Here is a 24,530-nt window from a genome sequence, read left to right as displayed (position 1 = left end):
TTCTTATTCAGGTTTCTCTTCTGACTCATTTTTAAAACTATATACAATCCTTACTCTTTGTGAAGTATTCGTAACTATTTGTTCTGTTGAAGATTCTTCAGAAATTTCTTCTAGTAAAACTTTTGGTAACTCAATAAAATTTCCGTCTTCGTCAAATTGCTTTATAAAAGGATCGTTTTCAGGGATGAAATCTTCGCGTTCCCAATCAAACTTCTTATTCTGAATAGGGTTTTCTTTATAGAAAAAGGCGAAAATTAATCCAACAAAAAATCCTGAAAGATGGCCTTCCCAAGATATTTCAGGGATTCCGGGAAATACATACCAAAGCATTCCACCGTAAAGAAAGGCAACAACTAATGCTAAAGCTGTTAGCTGAAACTGTTTCGAAAAAATTCCCTTAAAAAATAAAAAAGCAGCCAACATATAAACCACGCCACTAGCTCCGATATGAAGGGATGATCTGCCAATGCACCAAGTTGCTATTCCTGTCAATAACAGACCAAAGATTAAAACCTTCCAGCGAATGTTTCTGTAGAAGTAAAATAAGCCAGAAGAAAGTACAAATAATGGCACTGAATTATTGAAAAGATGCTCCAAACTTCCGTGAATGAAAGGACTAAATAAAATTCCGCGTAAACCTTTCAATTCTCTGGGATAAACTCCATACGAGTTGAAATTGAAACCAAAACGGGTTTCAACCCAAAACACAATCCAAAGCACCATCACAAATAGCAATGGATAGCCAAAAACATCAGGTGTAAATTTTAATTGGTTTGGATTAGACATATTTCACTAATTACAAAAAGCAATCCCAAATCAAATTTATGATAAATTGTCAGTGAAACCGATTTATTAAAATTGTAATTTTGAAGACTATGAACGCACCTCTTGCAGAACGAATCCGGCCAAACACTCTTGAAGGATATTTAAGCCAACAACATTTGGTTGGTCCAAAAGGTTCCTTAACCTCCCAGTTAAGCACAGGAATGATTCCTTCCATGATTTTTTGGGGACCGCCGGGAACGGGTAAAACAACGCTTGCAAATATTATTGCGAATGAAAGCGGCAGACCATTCTATATTTTAAGTGCTGTGGATAGCGGAGTTGCTGCAGTTAGGGAAGTGATAGAAAAAGCAAAGAAAAGCGACAACCTGTTTTCAACCAAAAACCCTATTCTATTTATTGATGAAATACACCGTTTCAGCAAATCGCAACAGGATTCGCTTTTGGGTGCTGTGGAAAAAGGCTGGATCACGCTCATTGGCGCTACAACTGAAAATCCAAGTTTTGAAGTAATTCCCGCTTTATTGTCTCGCTGTCAGGTGTATGTTCTAGAATCTTTCAGCCGTGAGGATATGGAAGCATTGCTAAAAAGAGCTTTAAAAGAAGACGAAATTTTAGCAAAGAAGAAGGTAACTTTAAATGAAACCGAAGCAATAATAAGACTTTCTGGCGGTGATGCACGAAGGCTTTTGAATATTTTGGAACTAGTAGTCCTTTCAGAAAAAAGTGAAAAGGTTACTATTACCAACGAACTTGTAATGCAAAAAGCCCAGAAAAATACGGTGCTTTATGACAAAACTGGCGAGCAACATTACGATATTATTTCAGCATTTATAAAGTCCATGCGTGGTAGTGATCCAAACGCAGCTGTTTACTGGTTGGCACGCATGATTGAAGGTGGCGAGGATATAAAATTCATTGCCAGAAGAATGGTTATCCTCGCTTCGGAAGATATTGGAATGGCAAATCCTAATGCGCTTTTACTCGCAAATAGCACCTTTCAGGCTGTCAATACAATCGGATATCCGGAAGCCAGAATTATTTTGAGCCAATGTGCTATTTATTTGGCTACTTCACCAAAAAGCAACGCTTCTTATAAAGCCATTGGCGAAGCGCAACAACTTGTTCGGCAAACTGGCGACTTGTCGGTTCCTTTGTCCATAAGAAACGCGCCAACGAAGCTTATGAAGCAATTGGGATACGGAAAGGAATACGAATATGCTCACAACTACGAAGGCAACTTTGTGCCGCACGAATTTTTGCCCGAAGAAATAAAAGGAACTACTTTTTATAGACCAGGAAACAACCCAAAGGAAAATTCGTTGAAAAATTATCTAACGCAGCTTTGGAAAGATAAATATGATTTTTGAAGTATTATTAAATCTTGTTTACTATCGACTTTCGTATAAATAAAAAAGCCATCCCGAAAGGATGGTGTATTTATAGAAGATAACAGGTATTAATCTTCAGATAAGTAAACTGTCTTAACATTTCCTTCTTTAATAACAAGATTTCCAGAAGGATCAAAAGCCGCATCAGCTACATTTCCAGAAGTATCCATATATTTAACAAGGTTATCCATCACGATGATTTTTCCTTTCAAAAGAAGTCCGTCTGCCGCGCTTGCAGATTCTTCATATAAAGAATAACCTTCAGCCGTGTTGCGAAGTAGAAAGGTTTTACCCGAATTTGAATAGTTTGAAAATTTTGCATCTGGCAATAAAATGCCAGAAACTCTTGAAACTTTTGGTTTTGAAAGTTCATCAGTTGCCGTATTTTGTTTTGTTTTAGAAGAAGACATTGTATTGTCTGTTCTTTCTACTAAAATATTCACATCCTTTTGTTTTACGCGTAAAGCTGAAAAGCTCATGAAAGACTTTCGTAATGCGTCTTGGTAAGATTTATCATATTCTTTATACTTACTTTTCCCCTCTTCACCTCTGTAAACTTCTTTATCATTGCAATCTTTCAACACAACCTGAAGTTTAGTTCCAAAAAGCGTTTTTATCTCTTCTACATTTGCAAACAGACCATCGCAGCGGTTGGCATTAGGCACTGATTCTGCTAAATAAGCATTGAACCCATTTTTTTCAAGATAGAATTGGGTCATAGAATTCATTTGAAATTGGTCTTTACTTTTTAAAAAATCAAATTGTTCAGGAACTACAACATAGCTGTAATCACTTAAGTTTGTATTTTGTGAAATAGCGGTGGTAGCAAGCAATAGCGTTAAAGAAAGTAGTAAATATCGTGTCATTATTCGTCAATTATGATGTTAAATCCTAGCTGTAAAGATACACTTTTTGCTTTGGCCAAATTGCTATATTTAATAAGGTTATCCGCCGCAATGTAAAAATTTAGTTTGCCATAATCTGCCGAAATTCCTAAGCCAACATTTGAATAAGAATAGGAATCCACGGTATAGGTTGCTTTTGCTGAAAGGAAATCTGTAATTCTTCTATGATAAAAAAGCGTTCCCGCTGCTTGCCACCTTTTTGGTCTTTTTATGGAATAGAACTGCAAACCTACGCTCTGTTTATGAAGTTTATCGCCTCCCATATTTAAACAATCACAGGCACCAGAGGCATTAAACCTACCAAAACCATAACTTAATCCCATATTTAGTTTTACTGGCCGAAACTGGGTATAACTGTTATAAATTGTATCTATCGGAATTTCGCGCTCCAGTTCATCTTCAAGATCGTCATAGTATGGAAAGGTTGATTCCCCATCTCCTATGGCTGGAAAAATCAGGTTAATTCCGTCTAAAGTATAGTTTCCATGAGCCCGATAACTTTCCACATCTTTTGTATGAAAAATGGCACCAACATCTAAAGCGCTGGCAGATAGTTTCCATACTTCATTAATATTATAAGTAAAACCGAGGTCCACACCTACCCCAAGGTTTCCTCCAAAAAAAGCACGTCCTAATATTTCACTAGTTACTTGTCCTGCTCCATCCAAATCCCGCAAGGAGGCATAACCTGAGGTTTCTACAGTAACATCGGCATTTTCAAGGGTATGCTCATATATATTTCCTGAATTTTCATCTCCTAACCTGGTCACGAAGGTACCAGCATTGTTCACGCTTCGGAAACTGAACATGCTTGAGTAAAATTTTAATCGTACGCCAACCGTAAGTTTTTCACTGATTTTTTTATTCAAACCAACGTGATAAACTGTCATAAAATCGCCAGTAGTACTTATTTCGCCTAAATCAAATTGGTAGTCTAAGTAATCGCCGTTTCCTTCCCAAGTTAAGATTGCCAAATCTCTTGGGAAATAGGTTATGAAATCGAATTCTTGATAAATCCCGGCTGAAAAATAAATTTCATTCTTAGCCCGCCAACCAAAATTGATAAGCTCCAATTGCTGGGTGGCCGTGAAAAAATCGGTATTCTTCATTTCAAAAATCTTTTTTGTAATACGGTCATTAATGTTATCATTTCCATCTTTGAAGATATCATAAACCGATACGCCCGAAGAGCCTCCATTAAAATGTATTTGTGACAATAACGGAATTCCATAATGCTTTTTCTGAAGCACATTGTTACCAGGATTTAACATTAATGATTGGGGAATGTCATCAAATCCGTAGAGTATCTGCTTATTTTGAGCGAAAGCAAATACTCCCAAAAGAAAGATTATGATTGTTAAAAAATGTTGCATTGTCTTAGTATTCCAAATAGTAAGTAGTTTTGGATTTCAAATTCAGAATACCTTCTAGGTTTTCATTGGAAGAAGGAATGGTTACCGAAACCACAACTTTCTGTGCTTGCGTAAGGCTCAAGATAGCTTCGCCCTCAACGTTTTCTGTAAACTCCGTAATAACGGGAGCGGCTTTTGTTCCTGACGCCACAGAGGTTCCTGCAACATAGGTTGTATCATTCAATTCACTTAAAAATTGAAAGTTAACTTGAAAATCTCGTGGTATGCTATTAGTGAATTTGAAGAAAAATTCTGCCCGTTTTAGGCTTTCTTGTAAAGTGCTATCGTCTAAAAATTTTATTAAAGTTGTATCGCGAACAGTAAATATTGGAACAGAATTTATTGTGTCGAAAAAACGGTTAGCCTGTAAATTGAAGTATATCAAATCCAACTCAATCACTGGCGTTAGTGCAATATCTTCGGCTTGGTCAAAATCGGTATCTTTTATACATGCCGTAAAAAACAGGCAAGCACAAACCATGAAAATGGATAGGACCAGGGATTTATTCATATATGGGGATAGTTTACCTGTAATTAACGCATTTTAAATCAGAATATTACTACAAGTAATTTTTAATCTCAGAAAGTTCGTTTATCGAAAAATTAGATGGTGCTACTTCTTCCTTTCTATAATTAAAAAACAAGGTGTGCATACCTGCGTTTTTTGCCCCAACGATGTCTGCTTCAAAACTATCGCCAATCATTATGCTTTTTTGAGGCGTTGCGGAAGCCTTCTTCATAGCGGTCTGGAAAACCGAAGGATGTGGTTTTTTAAGCCCAACTTCTTCAGAGGTAGTTATTGTGCTGAAATATTTTTTAATACCGCTATTATTCAATTTTAGATGTTGCACTTCCTCAAAACCATTGGTTATTATATGAAGCGCATATTTTTTAGAAAGGTATTCCAGAATTTCAAAAGTATTCTCAAAAAGATGGTTATCCACGGGAAGTTCTTCAATATAGCAAACAGCAAGTGCGTCAATGGTTTCAATGGGATATTTAAGTTTGAAAACATCAAAAGTTTCGGTCAGTCTGCCTCTGCGAAGCTCTTCTTTAGAAACGCGTTCTTCTCTATATTTCTTCCAATAAACTAAATTTATTGGCTCGTATTCTCTTAAAAAATCGGTTAGTGGTAATGTTATACTATATTTCTCAAAAACCCTTTGAAATGCCAAACCAGAATTTTTGTCAAAATCCCAAAGCGTATGATCTAGGTCGAAAAAAATATCAGTGATTTCATTATTCTGCATATTCCTGTAGTTTTTCTGAAAAAATAGTACGCCAGACTTTGTTGCTTTCTTCTGAAGAAAAATCTTTGTTGGAGAAAATCATGGTAAAAGTACCATTTACTTCTGCAATCGCTTTTATAATATTATTTACCGTTTTTTCAATATCTGAAGCATACTTTTTCTGAAACGCCAATGTAGTCATAGCCGAAGGATGAATAAGTAACGGCGTTTTTATTTCATAATCCAAATCGTAAAAAAGAAAAGGCGTGCAAGTTCCAGCGCGGAAACCTACAGTATTGCGAAACACCATTGTAAAATCGCGCTTCACTTCTAATTCTACCAAATGGCGGTAAATATCAGGCAGATTTACCAGAAACTCTGAATTCATAGAACTTGCGAGCGAACGATTGGTAATTTCCTGCATTCTGCGCTTTTCGCTTTTCAACATTTCATAATCGTTTAAGGAATTATATGAAAAAATGAGCCCAACATCTTTATAATCTGAAACAAACTTGATAAGCATTTTAAACTTCTGCCTATGTGTGTTCATACTTTCAGTAAACGACAGCGCATTGCCCAAAAGAAAGAAAACAGTAAGCTTGAAATTGCTCCGATTTGCTATGTTAACAAGCCATTTAAAAGTATCTAAAGGATCGCGTTTAAGCCCAAGATTTACTTGAATTCGAGAAATTATATTTCGAAATTTTCCGTGAAAAACGCTATCCACATAACCTACAGACGAACGGAACAAACCTTTTTGCTTGTAGGCATAAGGTTGCGCAGCTTCAATAACGGGATGGATTGTGATTTTTTTCTGCGGAAATTCTATCTCTGGAAAGGTCTGCGAAAGCTTGTCTTTGAATAAATAGACCCAAATATCTACAATGGGTTGATGAATAAATCCTTCTTTAAATGCCAAACTTTCTGAAGCCATAAAGCGCCCCATTTCATCTTTTACGTGCGGAAGATATTCTTCGTAGCGCGAAATCATATAAAAACTTGACGAAAAAATATCAAACGGTAAAGTGCTTAAATTGGAGACGGAAAAAAAGCCAAACGTATTGCCCCATTTTTTTACAGCTATTTCAACAGACTCAAAACCTTGTTGTTCTAAAAGCCCATAACTTTGGAAGAAAAGTTCATTTCCTAAAGGCTTTTTGCCATAAGATATTTTTGGACCGGCATGCGCTATAAATTCTTCTATAACAGAAGTGAACTCAATTTCTATGCTTAATACACGCAGGCAAATATGCTTAAAAATGTATGAAATTCGAGGAGTAAGTTTTTGGGTGTAGATTAACAGCATAGTGGGTTACAGCATATTTTCATCGGCAAAGCTAAAGTACGCTTTTTCAGTAATTATAAGGTGATCCAACACTTTTATGTCTAAACTGTCGCCAGCGATTTTCAGTTTTTTGGTCAGTTGAATGTCTGCTTGGCTCGGTTTCAAGGTGCCTGAAGGGTGGTTGTGCGCCAAAATAATTCCCACGGCTCCAAGTTGTAAGGCTTCCTTAAACGCAAGTCGAACATCTACCACAGTTCCTGTTATTCCTCCTTTACTGAGTTGGGCGCTTTTAATAATTTTGTTTGAGTTGTTGAGATAAAGAATCCAAAACTCTTCGTGTGGAAGTTCGCCGATAATGGGTTGCACATATTCAAAAACAGAGTTGCTGGAGGTAATTTTTTTTCGTTCTAAAGCTTCGCCTGTTCGTCTTCTTCTACCCAATTCCATCGCAGCGGCTATACTTATTGCTTTTGCTTCACCTATACCTTTGAATTCCATTAATTCAGGAATGGATAGTTTTCCAAGTTCGCTCAAATTATTATTTGCGACAGCCAAAATACGTTGACTTAACGAAACGGCGCTTTCGTTGCGGCTGCCAGAACCAATTAGTATGGCAATTAGTTCTGCATCGCTAAGGGCAATTCGCCCTTTTAGCAACATTTTTTCGCGCGGACGGTCGTCTGCGTTCCAGTTTTTTATGGAAAAGGAATTGTTTTCTTCCAAGGTTATTTCTGTTTCCTTAAAGGTAATAATGAATGTTCAATCTACAACACCTTTTAGAAAACAATCTTTTGGTAGGTTGTATTTCAAATTATATTGAATAAATTTATGACTTCAATCACAAATCTTTTAAAGATGAAATCACTTTTTGACACTGAAGCTTTATCTGATACCCGTAATAGATTGAACAACCTTTCCGAAAGCTCCGAAAAACAATGGGGCAAAATGACTGCTGGACAAATGCTACACCACTGCCAAGGTCCTTTTAATATTATGTTGGAAAAAGTTGATTATGGACTTAAACCGAACTTTCTAGCTAAGTTATTCTTCAAAAAAATGTTTTATAACGACACTCCTTATCGTAAAAATTTACCAACTGCAAAGTTTTTGAAAGAAGCTGATCCAAGAGATTTTAATACTGAAAAGCAGAAGCTAAACGAATTATTAGATGAGTTTGAGAGTCAAAGAAATCGTGAAGAATGGAAAGCACATCCTGGGTTTGGTTACTTCACAAAACAGCAATGGGGACAGATGCAGTATAAGCATTTGGACCATCATTTTAGGCAGTTTGGGGTTTGAAAAATAATATATAAATGTTACTCCTTTTGGGTTTTCAACCAGTTTAAGGCTTCTTGGCGTTCGTTCAGATCAAAGCCTTTTACCTTCATTCCAGGAATTATAGCTCCAAATACCTCCATTGTTTTTTCTAACCAACCTTTATCTGTAACAAGGGCTACGAATTTTATATCGCGCCAATAATGCAGACCATCCTTAAAATCTTCCCACATGGCTTTTGCCGTATATTGTAGTTCGTCAATTTCAACATAAAACTTAATGGTTCCGTGTTCCATTTTGTGCTTTTCCAATAGTGGATTTAGTTGATCATAATCTTCTTTTGTGGTTTTTCCGGAAATCAGTATTCCTAAAATATCTTCAGGAAGTCCGTTAACAACAGTGAACATGATATATGTATTTAGTTTAACTTATTTTAATTATTAAAATTAAAAATTGTTGGGCGGGATGGCTCTTAAAGGTGTATTAATTAACACATTTTTAATGGTGGGATTGTTTAATGTGCTTTCTTACGAAAAGACAGAAAAAAAGGCGGAAAAAAATTTTTGAGCAAGCTCGAAAAACTTTTTTCCACCTTTTCATTTAATAGTGACCGCGAAGGGATTCAAACCCCCAACCCTCAGAGCCGAAACCTGCCTGCCGGCAGGCAGGTCTGATGCGCTATTCAGTTGCGCCACGCGACAAAAGCTAACTTCTCAACTTTCTATGTAAATACTCTCTACCAACACCCGACTTAAAATATTTTTCACGAACTCTAGCATCTTTCCTGAATTCAAATTCTTCAAAATAAATTAAGAACCAAGGAATAAATCCTTTCGTGGATTTATTTTTACCTGAATTATGTTGAATAATACGTTCATCTAAATTCAAAGTCATTCCTTTATAAAGTCGACCATCTTTTAAGCTCTTTAAAACGTATACGTAATACATATTACAAAATAAAAAAGATCTCGAAAATCGAGACCTTTTAAGTAGTGACCGCGAAGGGATTCAAACCCCCAACCCTCAGAGCCGAAATCTGATGCGCTATTCAGTTGCGCCACGCGGCCGTATTTAGTATTCAATGTTCAATATTCAATATTCAAAAATAATTTTTAGTAGTTCAATTCAACCTAATTATCTACTAACCCATAACTGATAACTGATAACTGAAATTTACGAAAGCCTAGTCTTTACTGCTGTAGAAATGGTTTTTCCATCTGCTTTACCAGCAAGTTTAGCACTTACCAGTCCCATTACTTTTCCCATATCTGCCATTGATGAGGCTCCTGTTTCAGAGATAACTTGATCTACAATCCTACTTACTTCTTCTTCACTTAATTGTTGTGGCAAAAACTGCTCTATAACCTTTGCTTGAAGCAATTCTGGTTCCGCAAGGTCTGGACGGTTTTGATCTGTGTAAATTGCAGCACTGTCCTTTCGTTGTTTTACTTGTTTTTGAAGTAATTTCAGTTCATCTTCTTCAGACAAATCCATCTTAGAACCTGTTTCGGTTTGTGCCAAAAGCATGGCAGATTTTATGGAACGCAAAGCCTCTAAAGATTGCGTGTCTTTCGCTTTCATTGCGGCTTTCATCGCCTCCATTACCTTTTCTTGTAAGCTCATTTCTTTGTTTTTTAATAGTGCACGAAGATACTTATTTAAGCCGAAATGCGAAACTTGGAAAACACATTTATTGAGGAACCGTCTATTTAAAGAAAAAGGCCTAAACTCAATTAAGAAATTTAGGCCCCTGCTTTAAGTGAATAGATAAATCACTTAGTCCACATTATCGTGTAGAAATGAATTGTTTTTGCGCAATTCAATCTCATCGTCCTCCGTATTTATAGAGGTTCTTGAAATGTTTGGTTCGTTTTTGGTTTCGTTCAAATCAATACCCATACGCTTGTAAGCTGGCTGCTTTTCAATTTCGTCTATGCGGGACGGACTGTTTTTGAATTTATAATTGAACTCCTTCATCTTCCGTTTGCGTTCCTCAGTGCGATCGCTCAATATTTTAGCAATTGGGGAATTTAGCGGATCTTCATCTTTTGAGTCTTCTTCTTTTGAATCTGGTTCAGAAACGGTTCGTTTCTCAAATATTATTTCTTCGTCTTCATCATCCATGTTTACAGCTTTTGAAGGTTTTGCACTGTTTAAACGATCTTCAACTTCTTGATAATCGTCCAAACTATAACGCTTTATTCCTCCACCTGTAACCTCTGTTATAGGAATAATCTCCACGTGATCTTTAACTTCTATTTCCTCTAAATCAAGATAGACTCTTTCATCTTTCTTGTCCTGCTCTAGCGTTCTTTTAGGTGAAACATTTATAGGCATATCGAACATTAGTATCTGATCCTCCATTTCTTCGGAAGCAGTTTCAATACTTGTTTTCTTTTCCTCATCTTGCTTTTTAGGCGTTTCAATGATAACAAACTCGTTAACGTTTATTTTATTTACTTCAACTTGATTATAGGTTTCAATATCCTCAATTTCAAATTCTTCAAAAGAAACACCTAAGTTTTTTAACAATTCTGAAGTTTTGATATATCCTTCAAACGGTAATTTTTCTTCAATTTCCTCATTATCAAAAAGTGTGTGTTTTACCACAGGGGCTTCTGTCTGTGTCTGACTTGGCATTGATTTTTGCGGAAGATTTACGGAAGTGCCTGTTGATTTTGGCGTTAGGTTGTGTTCCGATTTTTGCTCATCTTCCAGCGTGTGGATTATCTTTTTTGTTTCGGTATTTACTATTTCATTTTGTTGTTCAAAGTTAAAACCTGTTGCAATTACTGTGATGGAAATAGAACCTTCTAAACTTTCTTCTTCACCTACACCCATAATGATGTTTGCGCTGTGACCAGCTTCATTTTGAATGTGATCGCTGATTTCGCCTATTTCATCAATAGTGATTTCATCAGAACCTGAAACGATTAGCAGCAATACGTTTTTGGCTCCTTTTATTTTGTTATCGTTTAGCAATGGGGAATCCAAGGCTCTTCCAATTGCTTCCTTCGCTCTGTTGGCACCAGAAGCCGTGGAGCTTCCCATAATGGCAGTTCCGCTATTGGCAAGTACCGTTTTGGCATCGCGAAGGTCAATGTTTTGAGTATAGTGATGTGTAATTACTTCAGCGATTCCACGAGCAGCGGTTGCCAAAACTTCATCAGCTTTTGAAAAGCCTGCTTTAAAACCAAGGTTTCCATAAACTTCACGTAATTTGTTGTTATTGATAACCACCAACGAATCTACATTTTGGCGTAGTTTTTCAACCCCAATATGCGCTTGTTCGTTTCTGGTCTTGCCTTCAAATTGAAATGGAATGGTTACAATCCCTACAGTTAGAATATCCATATCCTTTGCCATTTTTGCAATAATCGGCGCTGCACCTGTACCCGTACCACCGCCCATTCCGGCTGTGATGAAAATCATTTTGGTATTGGTAGTTAGCATACTGCGAATTTCCTCCATACTTTCCACTGCAGATTGCTCGCCAACTTTTGGATTTGCACCAGCGCCCAAACCTTCGGTCAAGGAAACTCCCAATTGAATTTTGTTTGGTACCGGACTGTTTTCCAAAGCTTGTGAATCTGTGTTGCAGATTACAAAATCTACTCCTTTTATGCCCTGACTGAACATATGGTTAATGGCGTTACTTCCGCCGCCGCCTACACCTATCACCTTAATCACATTGGATTGGTTCTTTGGCAGATCGAAGGAAATGTTGTCAAATTCTGTTTTTTTGCTGCTCATAGTTTTATTTTTTATTGCAATTTTTCTTATTTTTTTACTGAACACTGCTACTGAATACTGTAAACTTTTTTACTCGGCGTTGTCAAGGAATTCCTTGAATTTCTCCGCCCATTTATCAAAAAACTTTTTTGAGGATTTTGATTCTTTTTCTTTTTTATCTTTTTTATCAGATTTTGATTCTTTTATAGTTTCAGAATCTGTTTCTGTATCATTTTCAACTGTTTCTGATGTCTTCACTTTTTCAGATGAAGATTCTTCGTGGGAGAAACGCTTCATTAGAGAAGATTTTTCTTTGCTTTCTAAGCTGTTCAATACCAAACCTACGGCGGTGGCGTACATTGGGCTCGTGGTTTCGGCATCGCTATCGCCAGCCAAATGCTCGTTTGGATAACCGATACGCGTATCCATTCCAGTAATATATTCAACCAATTGCTTAATGTGTTGAAGTTGTGCACCACCACCGGTAAGCACAATTCCTGCAATTAGTTTCTTTTTTTGATCTTCGTGACCGTAATTTTTAATTTCCATATACGCTTGCTCGATGATTTCGATAACGCGAGCGTGAATTATTTTTGAAAGGTTTTTAAGACTTATTTCCTTTGGTTCTCTACCTCGAAGACCCGGAATTGAAACTATTTCATTATCCTTATTTTCCCCTGGCCAAGCGGAGCCGAATTTAATTTTCAGCAATTCTGCCTGCTTTTCAATGATGGAGCAACCTTCTTTTATGTCCTCAGTAATTACATTTCCGCCGAAAGGAATTACCGCTGTATGGCGAATGATTCCGTCTTTAAAAATTGCTAAATCAGTCGTTCCACCTCCTATGTCAATCAAGGCCACTCCAGCTTCTTTTTCCTCTTGGCTCAAAACTGCTTTTGCGGAAGCCAATGGCTCTAAAGTGATTGCTGAAAGTTCCAATCCAGCACTTTTAATACATCTTCCCACGTTTCTGATAGAGGAAACCTGTCCAACAACCACGTGGAAATTTGCTTCCAAACGCGCGCCGTACATTCCGATGGGTTCTTTTACTTCGGCTTGGCCATCAACTTTAAAATCTTGTGGTAAAACGTGCAGTATTTCTTCGCCAGGAAGCATTACCAATTTGTGAACTTGGTTGCAAAGACGGTCTATATCTTCTTCTTTAATAACATCTTCGCCATTAGGCCGAGTAATGTAATCGCTATGCTGAAGACTACGTATATGCTGACCGGCAATACCTACAACCACTTCTTTAATCTTCAAACCTGAAGAAGTTTCAGCATCCTGAACAGCCTGCTGAATGGACTGAATGGTTTGGGTAATATTGTTAACAACACCGCGGTGCACACCAAGACTTTTGGCTTTCCCGATTCCCAAAACCTCCATTTTACCATAATCGTTTTTACGACCAATCATAGCAACTATTTTGGTTGTTCCAATATCTAATCCTACAGCAATATTATCGTTTTCCATGCCTTACTTTTTTGTGGCAATTACCTGACTTTCAAATTTCAGATTCACCAAATTGTAACCGTACAGCGTACTGTCCTGTTTTGTTTTTTTATAAAATGCTTTAAAGTTTTGAAACTTTTTTTCAATGTCTAACGGCTTTCCAAAAAGCACTTTAAAATTCACTTTTCTAAGTTCCATTTCAATATCTCCATCTGCCTTTCGGTTTAAGCCTACTACGCTACTCTTCATGAATTCATCATCATTTATTTTCAGTAATAAGTCCGTAACTTCATCAAAATTATTTTTTGAAGTTCCCGTAATTATGGGCACTCTTGCGGAGTACACATCAGACAGTGGCATCTTTTTTCCGTCTGCGTCCAGGTAGTAATCTGGCGTAGCAGACACTCTTCCTATTGGTTTGCGCTGTTCAATTTTCGCACCCAACGCCCCATCTATGGACACATACACCTGAGCGTCACGAACCATAGGGTTTTCACGCAGTCTTTGCTCCATGTTCTTCAAAACTAAAGTTTCTTTGCCTATGTCCGCAACCTTACCATAATTTTGTATCAACAATTTATTAACTGAATTGTAGGTGATAAAAGGGCTGTTTTCATCTACAAATTCAACGTCTAATTTGCTAATTTTTCTGGCGTCATTGCGCTTTTTGGTAAAGCTGAAAAGGAACGCAATCAACCCAAAAAGAACTATAAATTTTAAAATTGCCAGACTACGCTTCATCTTTTAGTTTTTGAGTGATTTTATTTACTTCGGCACCAATGTCTCCGGCGCCTACCAACAGTTTTACTCTACATTTGGACTTCAACAAAACTTCTGGTAATGCAGATTTGAATACCACTCTTTTGTGAAGGGCTTCTACTTGACTTAAAAGCCATTCTGAAGTAATTCCTTCAATGGGTTCTTCGCGTGCTGGATAAATATCTAGCAAAATAACTTCATCAAATTGCGAAAGGCTTTTTGCAAAACCTTCAGCAAAATCTCTAGTTCTACTGAAAAGGTGCGGCTGAAAAACAATCTGTTTATGATCGTTTGGGTACATTTCATCAACGGCTTGAAAAAGGGCGTCAATTTCTGTGGGATGATGTGCGTAATCATCTATTAAAACCATGTTTTCAGTTTTAATTTTATATGAAAAGCGACGTTTCACACCCTTAAAAGATGCTAATGCTTTAGGCAAGCAATCTATTGGGGATCCTGCGGTAATTGCCATGCCCAAAGCCATGATAGCATTTGTAAGGTTGTGTCTTCCTGGAAGATTAAAAGTTAGGTTCTCCAAAATTAGGCTTGGAGTTTTTAAATCGAAAACATAAGCACTGTCTTGAATTTTTACGTTTTGTGCTTCATAATCGGCAGTTTCTTCAATCGCAACAGTCTTTCCGTCTAAAGGAAGATCCCTTTTGATGAATATATTTTCTTCTTTTTTGACTAATTGCGCAAAGGTTCTAAACGCGTTTTCTATTTCGGCAACATCTCCATAAATGTCCAAATGGTCTGCATCCATTGAGGTTACACAAGCAATGTCTGGACGAAGTTGAAGAAAAGAACGGTCAAATTCATCTGCTTCAACAACAGTTATCTCGCTGCCTTTGTAAATAAAATTTGAATTGTAATTCTCTGCAATTCCACCTAAAAACGCGGTTACAGGCATATTGCATTCTGCTAATAAATGTCCTAAAATCGCTGAAGTTGTGGTTTTTCCGTGCGTTCCAGCCACGGCAAGACAAAGTGTGTTTTTTGAAACTTCGCCTAGAAGTTCGGCTCGTTTTACGACGTGAAAATCTTCGGAAAAGAAATGATTTAATATTTTGTTGCCCTTCGGAACAGCTGGCGTGTAAACCACTAAAACGTTTTCTTTGGAACGCACTTCCTTTTGAATTTCAGAAATTTCATCTGTAAAAGTCACGGGGATTCCTTCAGCAACCAGTTCCTCGGTTAAATCTGTTGAAGTTTTGTCGTACCCAAAAACAGCTTTCCCTTGCATTTTGAAATACCGTGCAAGCGCACTCATCCCAATGCCGCCGATGCCGACGAAATAGTAAGTTTGTATGTTATTTAGGTTATTCATTTTTAAGTTTAAATGCTAAGGTGTTTAAAAGTTTAAAAGCCGAGTGCTTCGAAATAGCACTTAAACTTTTAAACTCATAAACTCTTCAACTTTTGTTCAATAATTTTTCAATCTCTTCAACTATATCTTTTGTGGCATTTGGTTTTGCCAGTTTTTTTATATTTTTCGAAAGTGCTTTTTGTTTTTCTTCGGAAGTAATTAATTCTGAAAATTCGCTTTCAAAATTTGAATCCAATTCACTTTCTTTAATCAGCAATGCAGCATTTTTATCAGAAATGGATCTTGCGTTTTTCGTTTGATGGTCTTCAGCAACATTGGGCGATGGAATGAAAACAACTGGTTTCCCTACTAAACACAATTCCGAAACCGACAGTGCGCCAGCTCGTGAAATGATGAAATCTGCTGCTGCATAGGCCAAATCCATTCGATTTAAAAATGTGTGGACTTGAACTGTTTCACTCCCTTTGTTTTTATAGGTTTCTTCGTAATATTTTCCGCATTGCCAAATAACTTGTACGTTGTTCTTTTCAAAAAATGGTAATGATTTTTCAATCAATTCGTTAATTCTTCTTGCTCCGAGACTTCCGCCTAGAACCAGTAAGGTTTTTTTATCTTTTTTCAAATTGAAAAAAGAAATCGCTTCTTCTCTTTTTGAAGAAATATCTAGCAAATCCTGCCTAACAGGGTTTCCAGTAAGCCTTATTTTTTCTAAAGGAAAAAATTGTTGCATTCCCTCATAAGCCACACAAATTTTTTGAACTTTGCTGCTTAACCATTTGTTGGTGATGCCTGCGTGACTGTTTTGTTCTTGAATTAAACACGGAATAGTTCTTAACGCTGCCATTCTTAATAATGGTGCACTTGCATATCCTCCGGTTCCAATTGCAACGTCTGGTTTGAATTCTTTTAGAATTTTATGAGATTTCCGTAAACTAGAAACTAATTTCAACAGAAAAGCCAGGTTTTGAAGTGATAAACTTCTTTGCAAACCTGAAATCCATAGTCCTATAATTTTGTAACCTGCTTGTGGCACCTTTTCCATCTCCATTCTATCCTTGGCACCGACGAACAAAAATTCAGCATCAGGAAAACGGGTTTTTAACTCGTTTGCAATGGCTACTGCCGGGTAAATATGACCCCCGGTTCCGCCGCCTGATATGATGAATTTTGGTTTCAATTTTTTCTTTTTGTTCTTTGTTCTTTGTTCTGTTAGACGCACGTCAGTGCGTCTCTACGGTTATATGGTTTCACTTAATATGTCCAATGGATTTTCTTCGGTTTCTTCTTTTGCTATTACTTCTCTTTTTGCGCTTACGCTTAAAACCATTCCCAACGCCAAACACGTCATCCAAATGGAGGTTCCTCCACTACTTATTAATGGTAAATTTTGTCCTGTTACAGGGAATAATTCCACCGCAACCGCCATGTTAATCATCGCTCTAAACACAATTGGAAGACCCACACCTATGACCAGTAATTTCCCAAAAACGGAAGTGGCTTTGTGTGCAACTACCACAATTCTGAAAAGCAGAAATAGATATAAAACCATTAAAAACAATCCGCCTAAAAGACCAAATTCTTCAACGATGATTGCGTAAATAAAATCTGAAGACGATTGCGGCAAAAAGTTTTTCTGAACGCTTTTTCCAGGTCCAACACCTGTGATACCACCAGAAGCAATGGCTATTTTTGCTTTTTCAATTTGATAGTCTGCTTCGGTATCTTTATCATCACTAAAATTTTCAACCCTACTCATCCAAGTATCCACACGGTTCGGAAAAACTCCTGGAAATGCTTTGGCTGAAATCACAAAAAGGGTTAGGAAAATCAATCCTGCTCCTAGTATAATTCCTAAATATCGCAACGGATAACCACCTATAAATACCAACAAAACAATCATTAAAAAAAAGATAGCCGTTGTTGAAAAGTTGGCTGGAAGAATTAATGCAAGCACTATAAACACTGGAACCCAAAGCGGTAACAAGGTTTCTTTGAAAGTAACTGCTTTGTCTTTTATTCGTGATAAATACCGTGCTACATAAGTCATTAAAGCCACACCCGCCAAAGTTGAAGTTTGAAACGTAACCCCTACAAAAGGCACACGAATCCAACGGCTGGCATTGGCGCCTTCAATGGTTGTTCCTTCGGCCATTGTTATGACCAAAAGCAAAATAACTACTGGAATCGCAATAATAGAAAGCCCTCTAAAATAATTATACGGTATTTTATGAACGCCATACAAAATGGCAAAACCCAAAACTAAATGCGCAAAATGTCTAAATAAGTAAGGCAGCGTGCTTCCATCGCCATACAAATAGGCAAGGTTACTGCTCGCGCTATAAACCGGCATAAACGAAAATAACGCCAAAAGGAATACTACTCCCCAAATCGCTCTATCTCCTTGTATGTAATGAAAAATGTTTTTCACTTGAAAAATTTCTGGTTTCTGGTTTCTGGTTTCTGGTTTCTTTATTCTTTTCTCTATCTTCTTTATTCACTCAGACGCACGTCCGTGCGTCTCTACAGGTTTCTTACTGCTTCTTTAAATTGTCTTCCTCGGTCTTCGTAATTTTCAAATAAATCAAAACTTGCGCAGGCTGGGGAAAGGAGAACGGTGTTATTATTTTCAACCAATTTGTATGCAACTTGCACCGCCATTGCCATAGAATCTGTTTCAATTATTGTCTCAACAACGTTTCCGAAGGCATTGATGATTTTTTGATTATCAACGCCAAGGCAGATTATTGCTTTTACTTTTTCGTTTACCAATGGCAATAATTCACTGTAATCATTTCCTTTATCTACACCGCCAACAATCCAAACTGTTGGATTTTCCATACTGTCCAGTGCGAAATAGGTAGCATTCACATTCGTGGCTTTGGAGTCATTGATGTACATCACATTATGAATTTTCAAAACCTTTTCAAGTCTGTGCTCAACACCCTGAAAACCTTCCAAACTCTCACGAATTGTCTGCTTTCGGATTCTTAATAATGTTGCTATGGTTGAAGCAGCCATGGCGTTTTTTACGTTGTGTTCTCCTTGTATTCCTATTGTTGCGATTGGCATATTGAATTCTTTATTATTTATTTTTATTATTATTTCGTTGTTTCTTTTGAATGCTCCCTGATTCAATTCTTTTTTAACTGAAAAAGGAAGCGGCTGTGCTTTTATGGGGTTTTGCGATAGCCATTTAATTATTTCTACATCGTCTGCGTCATATATAAAATAGTCCTGAGACGTTTGATTCATCGTTATCCTAAATTTTGAAGCGATATAATTTTCATATTTATAATCATATCTATCCAAATGGTCTGGGCTCAAATTGGTCAAAACTGCTATGTGTGGCGAAAAAGTTTCAATTCCATCAAGTTGAAAACTACTGAGTTCGAGTACGAAATTTTCATACTTCTCTTCTGAAACTTGTTCAGCGAAACTCTTTCCGATGTTTCCGCCCAAAGCCACGTTTAGGCCACCGTACTTCAGCAATTCATAAGTCAAACTTGCAGTTGTGGTTTTTCCGTTGCTTCCGGTAATTCCAACAATTGTTGCCTTTGTGAATTTTGCAGCAAACTCAATTTCAGAAATTACCTTCACTCCTTTTTCGTGTAATTTCTTAACGATTGGCGCTTTATCAGGAATTCCTGGACTTTTCATTACTACATCAGCGAAAAGGATTTTCTCTTCAGAATGACCCTCATCTTCCCATTCAATTTCATTATTTATAAGAACTTGTTTGTACTTCTCTTTAATTTTTCCGAAGTCTGAAACGAATACTTCAAAACCTTTCTTTTTTGCTAAAATGGCTGTTCCTACTCCGCTTTCGCCTCCTCCTAAAATCACCAATCTTTCTTTCATTCTATTTATAATTCAAGGTGGAGACACAAAATTTTGTGTCTCTACGGTGTTACCGTATTTTTAATGTGACGATTGTAATAATTGCTAAAAAAATTCCCACAATCCAAAACCGTGTTACAATCTTACTTTCGTGAAATCCTTTTATTTGATAGTGATGATGAAGTGGTGCCATTCTGAAAATGCGTCTTCCTTCACCAAACTTTTTCTTTGTGTATTTGAACCATCCAACCTGCAAAATCACTGAAAGATTTTCCATTAAAAAAATTCCGCAGAGAATAGGAATTAATAATTCTTTACGAACCGCGATGGCGATTACGGCGATAATTCCGCCAATAGTTAAACTACCGGTATCGCCCATAAAAACTTGCGCCGGATAGGTATTGTACCATAAAAATCCGATAAGGGCACCCACGAATGCAGTTATGAAAATGGTCATTTCGCCCGTATTTGGGATGTACATTATGTTGAGATAATCCGCAAAGACGACATTGCCCGAAACCCAAGCGAACAATGCGAGTGTGAGCCCGATTATAGCCGATGTTCCTGCGGCGAGCCCATCAATTCCATCGGTGAGATTTGCTCCATTTGAAACTGCCGTTATAATGATAATTACGATTGGAATAAAAATTAACCAGACATAACTTTTATAGTTTTCACCCGCCCAGCTTATCAATTCGGAATAATTAAATTCGTTTTCTTTTACGAAAGGGATGGTGGTAAGCATCGCTTTATCCTTCACATAAAATTTATTTTCTGAGCCTTTAGCTATTATTTCAGTTTCAATTCCTGGACTGGTTGTGCTGTGCTGAACCACAATATCTGGATGGAAATACATGGTTGCGCCAACGAAGAGCCCCAAACCTATTTGTCCAATTACTTTGAACTTTCCCGGCAAACCTTGCTTGTCATTTTTAAATTTTTTGATGTAATCGTCAATAAAACCGATAGTTCCCATCCACAGGGTTGTAACTATTAAAAGAATTACATAAATATTTTCCAGTTTCGCAAAGAGCAAAACAGGAATCAGCGTTGCCAAAATAATGATAATTCCACCCATTGTTGGAGTTCCAGCTTTTTCGTTTTGACCCTCTAAACCAAGATCACGAATAGACTCACCAACTTGTTTTCTTCTTAAGTAATTAATTATTTTTTTACCGTAAACTGAAGCAATAAAAAGTGAAAGTATAACCGCCAAAATAGCTCGGAACGTAATGAAATTGAACAAACCTGCGCCCGGCACATCATACGTTTTATCCAAATATTCAAAAAAGTAATAAAGCATTGGCTATTTGTTTAGGGTTGTTAAAAGTTGGTTTACGGTTTTAAAATCATCAAAATCGAAGCGCTCTCCGTTTATTTCTTGATAGGTTTCGTGACCTTTACCCGCGATTAAAATAATGTCGTTTTCATTCGCCATTTGGCAAGCGGCTTTTATGGCTTCCTTTCTATTTGTTATTGAAATTGTTTTTTTATAATGTTCGGCAGGAACACCTGCTTCAATCTGTTCTATAATTTTCTCTGGATTTTCACTGCGCGGATTATCACTTGTAAAAACCACTTTTGTGCTTAACGCAGCAGCAATACTTCCCATTACCGGACGTTTTTGCGCATCGCGATCGCCGCCACAGCCAACAACGGTAATCACTTCTTCATTTCCAGTACGGATGCTGTTTATGGTTTCCAAAACATTTTTTAAAGCATCTGGTGTGTGGGCATAATCCACAATTGCCGTGATTTTCTTTTTTGAAATTAGATATTGAAAGCGTCCGTCCACACTTTCCAAAGTGCTCATAATTTGGAGGATTTCAAGTTCTTCTAATCCTAAAAGCTGCGCTGTTCCGAAGATTGCTAATAAATTATAGGCATTAAAACCACCAATCAATCTCACCCATAATTCCTGATTGTTTATCTTAAGAAGTTGTCCTGTAAATTGACTTTCCAAAATCTGCGCTCTGTAATCTGCGTAAGTTTTTAGAGCGTAGGTTTGTTTGTTGGCTTTTGTATTTTGGAGCATCACCACGCCGTTTTTGTCATCTACATTTACCAATGCGAAAGCGGTTTTCGGCAGTTCGTCAAAAAAAGATTTTTTCACGTCACGATATTCAGCGAAGTCTTTGTGATAATCCAAATGATCGTGCGAAAGGTTGGTGAAAACGCCGCCGCAAAACTTCAGAGCTTCAGTACGCTTTTGATGAATTCCGTGGGAACTCACTTCCATAAAACAGTATTCCACACCAGCATCTACCATTTCACGTAAATATTTGTTGATGGTCAACGAATCTGGCGTTGTGTGCGTTGCTTTATATTCAATATCTCCGACCATTATTTTCACAGTGGAAAGCAATCCAGCTGCTAAACCAGCTTTTTTGAAAAGTTGGTATAATAACGAAGTAACCGTTGTTTTTCCGTTGGTGCCGGTAACTCCAACAAGTTTTAATTCTTCGGAAGGATTATCGTAATAATTGGCCGCCATAATTGCCAATGCTTTGTGCGAATCGGCTACTTGAACGTAGGTGATTCCATTCACAATATTTTCTGGCAAAGTTTCGCAGATAATTGCTAAAGCACCTTGATTCGCAGCTTTTTTGATGAATTGATGTCCATCTGAAAGTGTTCCTTTTATTGCAATAAAAACATCGTTCAAAGAAACCTTTCTTGAATCAAATTCTAGGTTGCTAATAGCTACAGAAGTGTTTCCAACGACGCTTTCGATGGTAACTTTATACAATATGTCCTTTAAAACTATCACGATAAATTCAAGGTTATTAATTGTCCTTTTTTAAGAGCTTCACCAGATTTTATGGATTGGTTTGAAACTGTCCCGTTGCCCACTACTTGCACTTTTAGTCCAAGATTTTCCAATATTGAAACAGCATCCATACCTGCCATTCCAGTTACGTTGGGAATGGTTTTGGAAGATTGTTGCAACTTTGTATAATACTGTTCAAAATCCTTTTGGATTGCTGGGTCGGTTTTTTCGACACCTTCCACAGAGTCTATAACTTGAGAGTCTGTAAATATTTTTTGAGCAACTCTTTTGAAAACTGGCCCAGAAACATCTACTCCATAAAATCCTTTTTTTGTACTTGGTTTGTGAATAATCACGATGCAAGAATACTTTGGGTTATCCGCAGGAAAGAAGCCCGCGAAGGATGAAACATAACGGCGATCATTCTTCCAACCTGGCATCCAATATTCAGTTTGCGCAGTTCCTGTTTTTCCCGCCATTGAAAAATCTGGAGAATAGAGTGATTTGGCGGTACCACGTTTTACGGTGTTTTTCATTATTTCCTTTACTTCACGCAAGGTTTCATCAGAACAAATTTTAGGATTGATAATTTTGGTGTCATAAGTAGTTACTTTCTCGTTCCAAGCCCGAACTTCCTTTATAAAGCGAGGCTTAACCATTACACCGTTGTTCGCTATAGCGTTATAGAATGTAAGCGTTTGCAAAGGCGTTAATCGTAAATTGTAACCATAAGCCATGGACGGAAGAGCGTTTTTACTCCACTTTTTGTCTCCTGGCTGTGGAATCATCGGTGTTCCTTCACCCTTAATGGCAACGCCTGTTTTTTCGTTAAGATGCCAGCTTTTTAAACGATTGATGAATTTATCTGGGTTTTTAGAATAACCATTATCAATGATAGTTGCAAGACCAATATTTGAAGAAACTTCCAAAGCGCGGGCTGCTGAAATTTTTCCAAAACCTCCGCGATGGGAATCATTAATAGGTCTTCCGTAAAACATTTTTCTTCCATTCCCAGTTTCAATTACAGAACTCGTGTCTATCACCTTATCTTCCAAAGCAGCCATAAAAGCCATAACCTTAAAGGTAGAGCCAGGTTCGTGAGATTCGCCAATGGCGTAATTTAGTTTTTCGTAGTATTTTCCATCTGAAGTTCTTCCAAGATTTGAAACTGCTTTTATTTCGCCGGTAGCAACCTCCATCACTATTACGCTTCCGTGTTCGGCTTCGTAATATTCTAGTTGTTTTAGCAAAGCGTGGTGTGCAATGTCTTGGATATTTACGTTTATGGTTGAAACGATATCGAAACCATCTTGAGGTTCTACTTCATTTTCATCATAAACCGGCTTCCATTGACCTTTTGCAATTTTTTGTTTTAGACGATGACCTTCCTTTCCAGTCAATAAATCGTTGAAAGCGCCTTCAAGACCAACCGCGTAATAACCAGGGCGGTCAAAAGCCTCATCACCAACGGTTCGTTGCGCGATTTGCCCAATTGGATGTTCGCGAACGGTACGTTGCTCTACGATAATGCCTCCTTTGTAAGGCCCTTTTCTAAAAAGCGGCAAATTTTTAACCTTAATATAATCTGAATAGCCCAGATTCTTAACGATAAACAAATACCGATTTTTATCAGCGCGCGCCTTTCTAAACATATTTTGATAATAGGAAACAGGCTTGCCAAACATTTTGCTCAAACCTTCTGAAAGTGGTTTTAAGTTTTCTTTGAAATCTTCAGAAGTTACGGTAACCGCGTCAAAACGGATGTCGTATTTTGGAACCGATGTTGCCAAAAGACTGCCGTCGTCAGCATAAACGTTACCTCTATTGGCTGGAATTGTGAAGTTTTTAGTAGTGTTTTCCTTTGCAAGTTCGCGGTACATATCACCATCCACAAATTGAATATTCATCAACTTTATGCTTATTGCAAGCGCGAAGAGGAACATAAATCCGGCGACTATGTACAAACGGTTTAGTATGTTTTTCTCTTCAAAAGCCATTTTTTCAGTATTCAATGTTCAGTTGTTGGTCTTATTTTTTTGCTCTTTTTTCTTTACTCTTTCTTATCAATAATCATTATCCGTTTCGGCGGTGTGCCTGATGGTTGCAAGCCACGACTTTCCATTGCGGCTATAATTTTGCTTTCCATCCTTGCCTGCATTAACAGCATCCTCACATCTACATATTCACTTTTTAACTCTTTTACCTGTGCATTCAATTTTGAAATTTTATGTACCTTTTTATCGGCGGTATGCGAACTACCAATCATTATCAAAGCCAAAACAGAAAGAAAAATGATGAAGCGCCAGTTTTTTAGCGCGTCGTCACTTACTAAAAATTTACCTTTTATTATGTTGTAAAAACCTTCTTTCAAAA

23 protein-coding genes and 2 tRNA genes are annotated in these 24,530 nt (G+C 37.3%); 2 read left to right on the top strand and 23 right to left on the bottom strand.

Going from position 1 to position 24,530, the window contains the following annotated elements:
- Positions 1-3: 3 nt before the first annotated feature.
- Entirely contained in the window at positions 4-786 is a 783-nt protein-coding gene (locus AEQSU_RS09390) for a rhomboid family intramembrane serine protease (RefSeq protein WP_014782627.1), read from the bottom strand.
- A gap of 89 nt (positions 787-875) precedes the next feature.
- On the opposite strand from AEQSU_RS09390, the gene AEQSU_RS09385 reads away from it, so the two are divergent.
- Entirely contained in the window at positions 876-2,153 is a 1,278-nt protein-coding gene (locus AEQSU_RS09385; RefSeq protein ID WP_014782626.1) for a replication-associated recombination protein A, read from the top strand.
- Positions 2,154-2,242: 89 nt separating this feature from the next.
- Here the strand turns inward: AEQSU_RS09385 and AEQSU_RS16200 are convergent, their stop codons facing one another.
- Genes AEQSU_RS16200 through radC form a run of 6 tightly spaced genes read right to left on the bottom strand, consistent with a single transcriptional unit; the run spans position 2,243 to position 7,728 of the window.
- Complete coding sequence (locus AEQSU_RS16200; RefSeq protein WP_014782625.1) at positions 2,243-3,040, bottom strand: hypothetical protein; 798 nt, start codon at positions 3,038-3,040, stop codon at positions 2,243-2,245.
- Complete coding sequence (locus AEQSU_RS09375; protein ID WP_014782624.1) at positions 3,040-4,452, bottom strand: DUF5723 family protein; 1,413 nt, start codon at positions 4,450-4,452, stop codon at positions 3,040-3,042. The genes AEQSU_RS16200 and AEQSU_RS09375 overlap by 1 nt, the downstream gene beginning before the upstream one ends.
- A gap of 4 nt (positions 4,453-4,456) precedes the next feature.
- On the bottom strand, positions 4,457-5,002 hold the full coding sequence (locus AEQSU_RS09370; RefSeq protein ID WP_014782623.1) for a hypothetical protein: 546 nt from the start codon (positions 5,000-5,002) through the stop codon (positions 4,457-4,459).
- 49 nt (positions 5,003-5,051) lie between these two features.
- Positions 5,052-5,741, bottom strand: coding sequence for a YjjG family noncanonical pyrimidine nucleotidase (locus tag AEQSU_RS09365; protein ID WP_014782622.1), 690 nt, complete (start codon positions 5,739-5,741; stop codon positions 5,052-5,054).
- Positions 5,731-7,026, bottom strand: coding sequence for a DUF7033 domain-containing protein (locus tag AEQSU_RS09360; protein ID WP_014782621.1), 1,296 nt, complete (start codon positions 7,024-7,026; stop codon positions 5,731-5,733). Before AEQSU_RS09360 ends, AEQSU_RS09365 begins: the two co-directional genes overlap by 11 nt.
- A gap of 6 nt (positions 7,027-7,032) precedes the next feature.
- Positions 7,033-7,728 carry a RadC family protein gene (radC, locus tag AEQSU_RS09355; protein WP_014782620.1) on the bottom strand — a complete coding sequence of 232 codons (696 nt, stop codon included), beginning with the start codon at positions 7,726-7,728 and terminating at the stop codon, positions 7,033-7,035.
- A 132-nt stretch (positions 7,729-7,860) separates the two neighbouring features.
- Between radC and AEQSU_RS09350 the strand changes: the two genes are divergently transcribed.
- The gene (locus AEQSU_RS09350; RefSeq protein ID WP_042492425.1) at positions 7,861-8,304 is read left to right on the top strand and encodes a DUF1569 domain-containing protein; all 444 of its coding nucleotides are present in this window, start codon (positions 7,861-7,863) and stop codon (positions 8,302-8,304) included.
- A 17-nt stretch (positions 8,305-8,321) separates the two neighbouring features.
- Here the strand turns inward: AEQSU_RS09350 and AEQSU_RS09345 are convergent, their stop codons facing one another.
- The 16 genes from AEQSU_RS09345 to AEQSU_RS09275 all read right to left on the bottom strand — a co-directional run bounded on the left by AEQSU_RS09345 (position 8,322) and on the right by AEQSU_RS09275 (position 24,528).
- Positions 8,322-8,687, bottom strand: coding sequence for a SpoIIAA family protein (locus AEQSU_RS09345; RefSeq protein ID WP_014782618.1), 366 nt, complete (start codon positions 8,685-8,687; stop codon positions 8,322-8,324).
- Positions 8,688-8,887: 200 nt separating this feature from the next.
- Positions 8,888-8,980 (bottom strand) — tRNA-OTHER (locus AEQSU_RS16620).
- A 5-nt stretch (positions 8,981-8,985) separates the two neighbouring features.
- Positions 8,986-9,228: a GIY-YIG nuclease family protein gene (locus tag AEQSU_RS09340; protein ID WP_014782616.1), complete on the bottom strand. Its 243-nt coding sequence runs from the start codon at positions 9,226-9,228 to the stop codon at positions 8,986-8,988.
- 45 nt (positions 9,229-9,273) lie between these two features.
- A tRNA-Arg gene (locus tag AEQSU_RS09335) sits at positions 9,274-9,347 on the bottom strand.
- Between the two features lie 106 nt (positions 9,348-9,453).
- Positions 9,454-9,903, bottom strand: coding sequence for a GatB/YqeY domain-containing protein (locus tag AEQSU_RS09330; protein ID WP_014782615.1), 450 nt, complete (start codon positions 9,901-9,903; stop codon positions 9,454-9,456).
- A 153-nt stretch (positions 9,904-10,056) separates the two neighbouring features.
- The gene (gene ftsZ / locus AEQSU_RS09325) at positions 10,057-12,033 is read right to left on the bottom strand and encodes a cell division protein FtsZ (protein ID WP_014782614.1); all 1,977 of its coding nucleotides are present in this window, start codon (positions 12,031-12,033) and stop codon (positions 10,057-10,059) included.
- 69 nt (positions 12,034-12,102) lie between these two features.
- Entirely contained in the window at positions 12,103-13,485 is a 1,383-nt protein-coding gene (gene ftsA / locus AEQSU_RS09320) for a cell division protein FtsA (protein ID WP_014782613.1), read from the bottom strand.
- A gap of 3 nt (positions 13,486-13,488) precedes the next feature.
- Positions 13,489-14,205 (bottom strand): cell division protein FtsQ/DivIB, encoded by a 717-nt coding sequence (locus AEQSU_RS09315; protein WP_014782612.1) that lies wholly within the window; start codon positions 14,203-14,205, stop codon positions 13,489-13,491.
- Complete coding sequence (murC, locus tag AEQSU_RS09310) at positions 14,195-15,550, bottom strand: UDP-N-acetylmuramate--L-alanine ligase (protein ID WP_014782611.1); 1,356 nt, start codon at positions 15,548-15,550, stop codon at positions 14,195-14,197. The genes AEQSU_RS09315 and murC overlap by 11 nt, the downstream gene beginning before the upstream one ends.
- 85 nt (positions 15,551-15,635) lie before the next feature.
- Positions 15,636-16,727 (bottom strand): undecaprenyldiphospho-muramoylpentapeptide beta-N-acetylglucosaminyltransferase, encoded by a 1,092-nt coding sequence (gene murG / locus AEQSU_RS09305; RefSeq protein WP_014782610.1) that lies wholly within the window; start codon positions 16,725-16,727, stop codon positions 15,636-15,638.
- Positions 16,728-16,787: 60 nt separating this feature from the next.
- Positions 16,788-17,978 (bottom strand): FtsW/RodA/SpoVE family cell cycle protein, encoded by a 1,191-nt coding sequence (locus tag AEQSU_RS09300; protein WP_014782609.1) that lies wholly within the window; start codon positions 17,976-17,978, stop codon positions 16,788-16,790.
- A 92-nt stretch (positions 17,979-18,070) separates the two neighbouring features.
- On the bottom strand, positions 18,071-19,408 hold the full coding sequence (gene murD / locus AEQSU_RS09295) for a UDP-N-acetylmuramoyl-L-alanine--D-glutamate ligase (protein ID WP_014782608.1): 1,338 nt from the start codon (positions 19,406-19,408) through the stop codon (positions 18,071-18,073).
- Between the two features lie 49 nt (positions 19,409-19,457).
- Positions 19,458-20,690, bottom strand: coding sequence for a phospho-N-acetylmuramoyl-pentapeptide-transferase (gene mraY, locus AEQSU_RS09290; RefSeq protein ID WP_014782607.1), 1,233 nt, complete (start codon positions 20,688-20,690; stop codon positions 19,458-19,460).
- A 3-nt stretch (positions 20,691-20,693) separates the two neighbouring features.
- A complete protein-coding gene (locus AEQSU_RS09285; RefSeq protein WP_014782606.1) occupies positions 20,694-22,157 on the bottom strand; it encodes a UDP-N-acetylmuramoyl-L-alanyl-D-glutamate--2,6-diaminopimelate ligase in 1,464 nt (487 codons plus the stop codon).
- On the bottom strand, positions 22,154-24,154 hold the full coding sequence (locus tag AEQSU_RS09280) for a penicillin-binding protein (RefSeq protein WP_014782605.1): 2,001 nt from the start codon (positions 24,152-24,154) through the stop codon (positions 22,154-22,156). The genes AEQSU_RS09285 and AEQSU_RS09280 overlap by 4 nt, the downstream gene beginning before the upstream one ends.
- A 53-nt stretch (positions 24,155-24,207) precedes the next feature.
- Entirely contained in the window at positions 24,208-24,528 is a 321-nt protein-coding gene (locus tag AEQSU_RS09275) for an FtsL-like putative cell division protein (RefSeq protein WP_014782604.1), read from the bottom strand.
- Positions 24,529-24,530 lie beyond the last annotated feature (2 nt).

Origin of the sequence: Aequorivita sublithincola DSM 14238, from assembly GCF_000265385.1 — a bacterium.
Lineage (GTDB): Bacteria > Bacteroidota > Bacteroidia > Flavobacteriales > Flavobacteriaceae > Aequorivita > Aequorivita sublithincola.
Note: the sequence above shows the minus strand (reverse complement) of the source record. Positions and strands in the feature narration are given on the sequence as shown.